The sequence below is a fragment of the Phenylobacterium sp. genome, from assembly GCF_044372605.1.
Classification (GTDB): domain Bacteria; phylum Pseudomonadota; class Alphaproteobacteria; order Caulobacterales; family Caulobacteraceae; genus Phenylobacterium.
Window position 1 is genome coordinate 1 of record NZ_JBILRO010000192.1, and the last position, 6,795, is coordinate 6,795.

The window sequence follows — 6,795 nt, forward strand, 5'->3', positions numbered from 1 at the left end:
CCCGCGCCGGAAAGCTCAGTAAATTCGGGCTTACCAGCGGTAGTGCGAGAAGGCCCGGTTGGCTTCGGCCATCTTGTGGGTGTCTTCGCGCTTCTTGACGGCGGAACCGCGGTTGGAAGACGCATCCAGCAACTCGCCGGCCAGCTTTTCGGTCATGGTGTTCTCACCACGCTTGCGCGCAGCGCTGATCAGCCAACGGATGGCCAGAGCGCGACGGCGCTCGGGGCGAACCTCGACCGGCACCTGATAGGTGGCGCCGCCGACCCGGCGGGAGCGCACCTCGATGGCCGGAGCCACATTGTCGAGCGCGGTGTGGAAGGTTTCCAGCGGACCCAGATCCTTGCGGCGGGTCTCCAGGATATCGAAGGCGCCATAGACGATCGTCTCGGCGACGGCCTTCTTACCTTCATACATCACGTAGTTCATGAACTTGGTGACAACGAGATCTCCGAACTTCGGGTCCGGGAGAACAACGCGTTTGTCTGCGCGACGGCGACGGGACATCTCTGATTTCCTTACTTAGGACGCTTGGCGCCGTAGTGCGACCGGCGCTGCTTGCGGTCCTTGACCCCTTGCGTATCGAGCACGCCACGCAGGATGTGATAGCGAACGCCGGGAAGGTCCTTCACCCGGCCGCCGCGGATCAGGACCACCGAGTGCTCCTGAAGATTGTGACCTTCGCCGGGGATGTAGCACACCGCTTCAATGCCGGTGGTCAGACGCACCTTTGCGACCTTACGAAGCGCGGAGTTCGGCTTCTTGGGCGTCGTCGTATAGACGCGGGTGCAAACGCCGCGGCGCTGGGGGCAACCCTTGAGGGCCGGCACCTTGTTGCGCACGGGCTTGTTCTGCCTGGGCTTGCGGATGAGCTGGTTAACTGTCGGCATCTAGTCTCGCTTACGTGGAGGCGTGTGCCGTTTGGCCGTGGCGCCTCAGTTGGGGTCATTGTGGTCGCATCTTCGAGGCCACCCTATGAAACGCAAAAACTCGCCGGCGCACCTGTTCGGCGTTCCGGCGGGAAGCGGCTCATCGGGTCCGGGAAGAATCCCCGACCTCGAAAGAGCGCGCTACATAGTCGGGAAGCGCCCGCCCGTCAATTGCCGGCTCAAGGCGGAAATCGGGCGACGACGGCCATGAATTTGCCGCCCGACCACCCACTCCTTGCTGCATAGCTTAGCGGGGGCCAAACGCCATCATGGCCAAAGTGGGTCGGCGCCGGAACATTGCCATCGCCAGTGCGTCGGTCGCCGCCCACGTTCTGGTGCTGACGCTTGTCGCCCTGCATTCGCCCCGGCTGATCGCGCCGCGGACGCCATCGGGGCCGCCCATCGCGATCATTCCGATCCTGATCGTGCCGCGCCTGCCTCCGACGCGCGCCACCACCGGCGATAGACCCGCGCCGATCCGCCTGCATCGGCGGCCCCAGCGTTTTGTGGACGAGACCTCTGACGTCACACCTCTGATTACCCCCCGGGCCGAAGCGCCCCGCCCCGCTCCCGCTGCGGCCTCCGGCGTCACGCCCGCCCCACCCCCCGCCAACGCGCTGACGCTCAACGCGCGCGCCGCGCTGCGCGGCCGGGTCGGATGCGCCAACGCCGCCGCAGTCGGATTGTCGCGGGCGGAGCGCGAAGCCTGTGAGGATCAGCTGGCGTCGGGAGCAAAGGATGCCCCGTTCCAAGGGCTGGGCCTCGCACGCGGTAAGGCAGCGGATCTGGCGCGCGCCGCCGCAGGTCGGGAGGCTGACTTCCGCTACAAACGGGGCCTGCCTGGCCCACCGGTCCCGGTCCCTGCGGGCGCTGGGTGGGACGCACAGCGCAGCCCGCCCAAGGGCGCTCCGAACATGGGAATGGGCGCCTCATCGCACGATCTCGGCGCAGAACCGCTCAAGGTCCCGTTCTGAAGCCGCAGCCTCAATCAAAGATGTCGAAGATGTCGAAGCGCTTCTTCCGCTTCTTGTAGTCATAGTCGTCATCGTACTTGTAGCCGGGTCGCCCCTGTACAGGCGGATGGCGACGCTTCCAGTCATCGGGGTCGCGATGGAAGTCGCCGACCTCACGCTCGAACCTTTGCCGGTCCTCCTGCTGGCTCGCACGCTCCTGTCTGGCCCCATCCAGCAGCTTTTCCAGCTCGCCCCGATCCAGCCAGACACCCCGACATTGGGAGCACATATCGATCTCGATGCCGGATCGGCTCACATTCTGCATCGAGGCGTTGCAGTTGGGGCATAGCAACAGCGGCATGGGTTTGGGCTCCAGGTTCGAGCGACATGTAGGCGCGACGACCGGAAATCCAAGGGTATGGCGGGTCAATTCACCGGCAGGTTTTTCGCCAGGAACGCCTCGATCGCCTCAAGCGTCTGGATCCGCGTCGCGGCCTTCGCGAGATAGTGGTTCTCCCCCTTCAACACGATAAGTTCGTGGGGTTTTCCGGCCTTCTTCAGTTCCTCGGCCATGAGGCGTGAATGGGTCAGCGAAACGGCGGTATCCTGGTCGCCATGGATCATCAGAATGGGGATCTGAACAGCACTCGCGTGCTTTACCGGTGACTGATTGAAGAGCTTGTCCTTGGTCGCCGCGCCCAGTTCCCGGCGCAACTCGTCGATGGCCTCATCACGTCGACCCCGTTGGGCTATCTCCGTGACAAAGAGGCCTAGATCGGCGATAGGCGCGATGGCTACAGCACACTTGTAGGCTCCCGGAAACAAAGCGGCACTGGCAAGGGCGGAATAGCCTCCAAATCCGGAACCGACGATACAGGCTCTCGACGGATCGATATCGCCCGATGCCGCGAGAGCGGCCACACCGTCCTGCATATCCGTCTGAATCTTGCCTCCGGATTCGCCTCGGCCGGCTTTCTCATGAGCCTTGCCAAACCCCCATGACCCCCGAAACTGGGGTTGAAGCACGGCATAGCCCCGCGTGGCCATAAACTGGGCCAGGAAGTCAAAATCATAGGTGTCGCGAACATTTGGCCCGCTATGGGGAAACACAATGACCGGCAGCCGCTCACCGCCCTTCGCGCCCGGCGGCAAGGTGAAATAGGCCGGGATCTCCAACCCATCAGCGGCCTTGTAGATGATCCACCGGGTGGTCCCCATCGGCACATCCTTGAGTTCGGGATACGCCTCGCCAACCGGCGACACCTCCTTCTTCTGGCGGTCATAGAGGTACCAGGTCGAAGGGTTGGCGGGTCCGGACACACGCGCCAGGAAACGCTTCTGATCCTGCGACCAACCCATCAGGCGCACGTGTTGGCCTTTGAACGCGCGGATCAGCACATTTGCCGCCGCGCCAATGTCCGGTTCCAGCCACTCGTAGGTCGGGCGTTCGCCACCCGTTCCGATGGCGGCCGCTGTGTTCCGGTGCTCATCCCAGATCAGATGAGGTGAGAGACCAGCCGCCGTCGAACCCAAAGGTTCAACAACGCCGTCGGCAAGCCTTCGCTTCACCAGCCCCTCATCGAGGTTGAGATAAACCGCGTCATCAGGCTCGGAGTATCCGTAGTAGGTTAGACGACTCTCATAATCGCCGCCGTTCCAGACCGGCTTCCAGGTCCCGCCGCCGCCCGCCCGGCCATAGACCACGAACTTGCCGTTCAGGTCATTGATGTCCAGCCGGACGCGGGGCTTGCCTTCGCGATCAACCTCCCAGAAGACGGTATCGTAGTTGCCCATCTCCACCCGCCTGCCATCGCCTGTCGCCGGGTCCACCGACCACAGGCTGGCCACCACGCCTGACTGGCCCTTCACTTGGACCCGGGATTCAGAGACCTGGGAGTTTCCCTGGAAGGTGATGCCCTGAACCATCGCGCGCGGCGGTATGGCCGAGGTGATGCCGAGGATGGGCTGATAGGTCGTGAACTGGGAATCGGTGTCGTTGTCGAGAATGCGCGCGGCGACCTTGGCTTCGGCTGTGACCGAGATGTTCCGTTCGAAACGGTAGTTCTGCCGAGGCCCCACGCTGTCCATGTACGCTACGCGCACGATCACATGATCGTCGCCGGCCCAGCGCACACTTATGGTCTCAATGTCCCCAAGCCTCAGGAACGGCATCTCGGGCTTGTCGATGGTCGAGATCGACAGCACCCGCTGATCGGCCAGCCCGCCCAGGATCGCGATCCGCTGGCCGTTGGGCGAGATCGCTACATCTTCGGCCGCTGGAAGCCGTCCGAACGCTGAGGCCGGCGGCGGCGCGCCCATGGCCGGAGTGGCAACACCCACGAGGGCGGCAACCGCCACGCCAGAAAATCCACGCACGCCCGCCACCCTGAATTGTTGCCCAACTAACCGCAGCCTATCGGAAGCGTGGGGGCTCGCAATGGCCATTTTTCGGGGCTGATGGGCGCTGCCGAAAACGAAACGGCCCGGGATTGCTCCCGGGCCGTTCCACAACATTCAGAGGTCGATCAGGCATCAGCCCTCGACGGTTTCGACCTCGGCCGCAGTCGCGATTTCCAGGGGCAGAGGCTCCATCGCTTCCTCGCGGCTGGCGGTGAGCGCCTCGTCGCGCTTGGCGGCGATGCGCTGCAGGTTGCGCAGATAGGCGCCGGTGCCCGCGGGGATCAGACGACCCACGATCACGTTCTCCTTCAGGCCTTCGAGCGTGTCGCTCTTGCCCTGAACGGCCGCCTCGGTCAGCACGCGCGTCGTCTCCTGGAAGGAGGCGGCGGAGATGAAGCTGCGGGTCTGCAGGGACGCCTTGGTGATGCCGAGAAGCACGGGCTGGGTCAGCGCCGTACGACCGCCACGGATCTCCGCCTTGGCGCTTTCGTCTTCGACTTCCTGCTTGTCCAGGTGATCGCCCCTGAGCAGGCCGGTGTCGCCCGGCTCGAGGATTTCGACCTTCTGCAGCATCTGGCGGACGATCGTCTCGATGTGCTTGTCGTTGATCGGCACGCCTTGCAGACGATAGACCTCCTGGATCTCGTTCACGAGGAACTCGGCCAGGGCTTCGATGCCCAGGATCCGCAGGATGTCGTGCGGGTCCGGATTGCCGTCGATGATGTACTCGCCCTTGCGGATCACGTCGCCATCGTGGACGGCGATGTGCTTACCCTTGGGGATCAGGAACTCGACCGCTTCGCCACCGTCTTCCGGGGTGATCTTGATGCGGCGCTTGTTCTTGTAATCCTTGCCGAATTCGACACGGCCATCCATTTCGGCGATGACGGCGCAGTCCTTCGGACGACGGGCTTCGAACAGCTCGGCCACTCGCGGCAGACCGCCGGTGATGTCGCGGGTCTTGGCGCTCTCCGTGGGGATCCGCGCCATGATCTCGCCGGGCTTCACCACATCGCCGTCGGCGATGGAGAGAATGGCCCCGACCGGGAGCAGGTAACGCGCTTCACCACCGTTCGACAGACGCTTGTAGGCGCCGTCATCGCCCAGCACCGACATGGCCGGACGCAGGTCCGAACCCTTGGACGATGCGCGCCAGTCGATAACCACGCGGTTCGAGATACCGGTGGCCTCGTCGGCCTCCTCGCGGAACGAGAAGTTCTCGACCAGGTCCTCGAAACGGACCTTGCCGCCCACTTCGGTGATGATCGGCGTGGTGTAGGGGTCCCAGCCGGCCAGACGCTGACCGCGCTTGACCTTCTCGCCGTCCTTGACCTGCAGGCGGGCGCCGTATGGCACCTTGTAGGACTCGCGGTCCTTGCCCTCGACCTGAACGGTCAGGGTGAGGTTCCGGCTCATCGAGATCAGCGAACCATCCGGTGCGATAACCGTGTTGCCGCCGGTGATCTTCGCCACGCCGTCGTTGGCGGTTTCGAAGAACGACTGCTCGGCCACCTGGGCGGTGCCGCCGATGTGGAAGGTCCGCATCGTCAGCTGGGTGCCCGGCTCGCCGATGGACTGGGCGGCGATGACGCCGACCGCTTCACCGATGTTCACCGGGGTGCCGCGCGCGAGGTCGCGACCATAGCAGGCGCCGCAGACACCGACCTTGGTCTCGCAGGTCAACACCGAGCGGATCTTGACCGACTGAACGCCGGCGGCCTCGATCACGTCGCACATATTCTCGTCGAGATAGCTGTCGGCGGGAACGATGACGTCGTTGGTGCCCGGATCCTTGATGTCCTCGGCCGCAAAACGACCCAGAACGCGCTGACCCAGCGAGACCAGCACGTCGCCGCCTTCGACCACGGCGCGGAGCGTGATGCCCCGGGTGGTGCCGCAGTCTTCCTCGGTGATGATGCAGTCCTGCGCAACGTCCACCAGACGCCGCGTAAGATAACCCGAGTTGGCGGTCTTCAGCGCAGTGTCAGCCAGACCCTTGCGGGCGCCGTGGGTGGAGTTGAAGTACTCCTGAACGGTGAGGCCTTCCTTGAAGTTCGAGATGATCGGCGTCTCGATGATCTCGCCGGAGGGCTTGGCCATGAGGCCGCGCATCCCGCCGAGCTGCTTCATCTGGGCCTGCGAACCGCGGGCGCCGGAGTTGCTCATCATGAAGATCGAGTTGATCTCGCCCTGGCGACCATCGGCGCCGATGGGCGCAGAGGAAACCTCGGCCATCATCTCGTCGGCGACACGATCGGTGGCCTTGGCCCAGGCGTCGACCACCTTGTTGTACTTCTCGCCCTTGGTGATCAGACCGTCGGCATACTGTTGCTCGTATTCCTCGACCAGCTTGCGGGTCTCGGCGACGATCGGAGCCTTTCGGGCCGGGATGACGATATCGTCCTTGCCGAAGGAAATGCCGGCCTTGGCCGCCTCACGGAAGCCCAGCGCCATGATCTGGTCGGCGAATATGACCGTCGCCTTCTGACCGCAGTGCCGATAGACCGTGTCGATCA

The 6,795-nt window shown here is 64.0% G+C and carries 5 protein-coding genes and 1 pseudogene; 1 reads left to right on the top strand and 5 read right to left on the bottom strand.

Going from position 1 to position 6,795, the window contains the following annotated elements; all coding sequences use genetic code 11:
- Window positions 1-30: 30 nt before the first annotated feature.
- Together rpsG and rpsL are read right to left on the bottom strand one after the other, a co-directional pair.
- Complete coding sequence (rpsG, locus tag ACIQ42_RS14045) at window positions 31-504, bottom strand: 30S ribosomal protein S7 (protein WP_397403101.1); 474 nt, start codon at window positions 502-504, stop codon at window positions 31-33.
- 11 nt (window positions 505-515) lie between these two features.
- A complete protein-coding gene (gene rpsL / locus ACIQ42_RS14050; RefSeq protein WP_397403103.1) occupies window positions 516-887 on the bottom strand; it encodes a 30S ribosomal protein S12 in 372 nt (123 codons plus the stop codon).
- A gap of 308 nt (window positions 888-1,195) precedes the next feature.
- Between rpsL and ACIQ42_RS14055 the strand changes: the two genes are divergently transcribed.
- Window positions 1,196-1,900 carry a hypothetical protein gene (locus ACIQ42_RS14055; RefSeq protein ID WP_397422879.1) on the top strand — a complete coding sequence of 235 codons (705 nt, stop codon included), beginning with the start codon at window positions 1,196-1,198 and terminating at the stop codon, window positions 1,898-1,900.
- 10 nt (window positions 1,901-1,910) lie between these two features.
- On the opposite strand, the gene ACIQ42_RS14060 is transcribed toward ACIQ42_RS14055, so the two are convergent.
- The 3 genes and pseudogenes from ACIQ42_RS14060 to ACIQ42_RS14070 form a co-directional block, all read right to left on the bottom strand.
- A complete protein-coding gene (locus ACIQ42_RS14060; protein WP_397422880.1) occupies window positions 1,911-2,240 on the bottom strand; it encodes a zf-TFIIB domain-containing protein in 330 nt (109 codons plus the stop codon).
- Between the two features lie 65 nt (window positions 2,241-2,305).
- Window positions 2,306-4,237, bottom strand: coding sequence for an alpha/beta hydrolase family protein (locus ACIQ42_RS14065; protein WP_397422882.1), 1,932 nt, complete (start codon window positions 4,235-4,237; stop codon window positions 2,306-2,308).
- Between the two features lie 174 nt (window positions 4,238-4,411).
- Window positions 4,412-6,795: pseudogene (locus ACIQ42_RS14070) on the bottom strand (DNA-directed RNA polymerase subunit beta'); the annotation flags it as partial.

Bases quoted from the DNA above. Each gene is read 5' to 3' on its own strand.
- rpsG (WP_397403101.1), bottom strand. From the start codon at position 504: ATGTCCCGTCGCCGTCGCGCAGACAAACGCGTTGTTCTCCCGGACCCG.
- rpsL (WP_397403103.1), bottom strand. From the start codon at position 887: ATGCCGACAGTTAACCAGCTCATCCGCAAGCCCAGGCAGAACAAGCCC.
- ACIQ42_RS14055 (WP_397422879.1), top strand. From the start codon at position 1,196: ATGGCCAAAGTGGGTCGGCGCCGGAACATTGCCATCGCCAGTGCGTCG.
- ACIQ42_RS14060 (WP_397422880.1), bottom strand. From the start codon at position 2,240: ATGCCGCTGTTGCTATGCCCCAACTGCAACGCCTCGATGCAGAATGTG.